The organism is Enterobacter sp. 725m/11 (genome assembly GCF_011683705.1).
Taxonomy (GTDB): domain Bacteria; phylum Pseudomonadota; class Gammaproteobacteria; order Enterobacterales; family Enterobacteriaceae; genus Enterobacter; species Enterobacter bugandensis.
The window spans coordinates 1-1,937 of sequence record NZ_JAAQOK010000104.1 but is presented as its reverse complement, the minus strand read 5'-3'; the positions used below and the strand labels follow the sequence as shown (position 1 = coordinate 1,937).

Genomic DNA, 1,937 nt, shown 5'->3' with positions numbered 1-1,937 from the left:
AGATGTGTATAAGAGACAGTAGTGAAAGTGATCACATAAATGTATTATCAGGTCTGCCAGAATCCTCCCCAGACAATAACTCTGTATAGGTGAGGATCTTTATGAACCTGACGACTCTGACCGATCCGCGTGCTGTTTGCGTTCAGGCGCAGTTTACCCGCCGGGATGAGGCAATCCGTCAGCTTACGGCGCGGCTGGTGGCGCTGGGCAAAATCGCTGATGCCGATGCGTTTCTGGAGGAGGTGTTTCATCGGGAATCGCTTGGGCCGACCGCGCTGGGTGAAGGACTGGCCGTTCCTCACGGTAAATCAGCCGTCGTGAAGGAGGCGGCTTTTGCCGTGGCAACTCTGCGAGAACCGCTTGCATGGGAAGGCGTGGACGGGCCGGAAGAGGTTGAGCTGGTTTTTCTGCTCGCCATTCCGCCAGCAGAAGCGGGTTCGACCCATATTCAGGTGCTGACGGAGCTGACGTCTCGCCTGGCGGATGACGATCTCAGGGCGCGCGTGATGGCTGCTACCACGGCGGAAGACGTGCTTGCTGCGCTTGAAGCTGCCCCTGACACGGAAGAGGCAGCCGTCGCGCTGAATGCCCCGACAATCGTCTGCGTGACCGCCTGTCCGGCCGGGATCGCGCATACCTATATGGCCGCAGAGTACCTGGAAAAAGCGGGACGCAAGCTTGGCGTCAACGTGGTGGTCGAAAAGCAGGGCGCGAACGGCATTGAGGGGCGTATTACCGCGCAGCAGCTTCGTGAGGCCAAAGCGTGCATTTTTGCCGCAGAAGTGGCGATCAAAGAGAGCGAGCGTTTTCAGGGGATCCCCGCCATCTCCGTGCCCGTCGCGGAGCCTCTGCGCCATGCTGAAGCGCTTATTGAGCGCGCGCTGGCGCTGCAGCCTGCATCCGATGCGCGTCCTGTGCATGTCGATACCGAAACGAAAAAGAGCGTTAAAACTGAACTCAAGCAGGCACTTCTCAGCGGTATCTCTTTTGCGGTGCCGCTGATCGTCGCTGGCGGTACGGTGCTGGCCGTGTCGGTACTGCTGGCGCAAATCCTGGGCCTGCAGCACCTGTTTGACCAGGAAAACTCGTGGCTGTGGATGTACCGCAAGCTTGGCGGCGGCATGCTCGGCATTCTGATGGTACCTGTTCTGGCGGCCTATACCGCGTATTCGCTGGCGGATAAACCTGCGCTGACGCCGGGCTTTGCGGCCGGTCTTGCTGCCAATATGATCGGCTCCGGTTTTCTGGGCGCTATCGTCGGTGGGCTGATCGCGGGCTATCTGATGCGCTGGGTGAAAAACCACATCCGCCTGAGTAGCCGCTATAACGGCTTTCTGACCTTTTATCTCTATCCGGTGATTGGCGTGCTGGGCGCGGGCAGCTTGATGCTGTTTGTGATTGGCGAACCGGTGGCCTGGCTCAATAACACGCTCACCGTCTGGCTTAACGGTCTCTCCGGCGCGAATGCGCTGCTTCTGGGGGCAATCCTCGGTTTTATGTGCTCATTCGATTTGGGTGGCCCGGTCAACAAAGCCTCTTACGCGTTTTGCCTGGGGGCGATGGCGAACGGCGTTTATGGTCCTTACGCAATCTTTGCCTCCGTCAAAATGGTCTCAGCCTTCACCGTCACGGCGTCGACGATGCTGGCGCCGAAGCTGTTTAAACCGTTTGAAATTGAAACCGGTAAATCAACGTGGCTGCTCGGCCTGGCGGGCATTACCGAAGGGGCGATCCCGATGGCGATTGAAGATCCGCTTCGTGTCATTGGCTCATTTGTGCTCGGCTCCATGGTAACAGGCGCGGCTGTCGGTGCGATGGGGATCGGGTTGTCTACCCCGGGGGCCGGGATTTTCTCTCTCTTTTTACTTCACGATGCCGGGTTGGGCGGTGTGGTTGCGGCGGTGGGCTGGTTTGGCGCCTGTCTCTTATACACATCT

1 protein-coding gene is annotated in these 1,937 nt (G+C 58.6%); it reads left to right on the top strand.

Features of this window, described 5'->3' with window-relative positions; genetic code table 11:
• Positions 1 to 101 precede the first annotated feature (101 nt).
• The coding region (gene mngA, locus HBA26_RS22565; RefSeq protein ID WP_166721064.1) for a PTS 2-O-a-mannosyl-D-glycerate transporter subunit IIABC at positions 102 to 1,937 on the top strand (1,836 nt) is incomplete at its 3' end.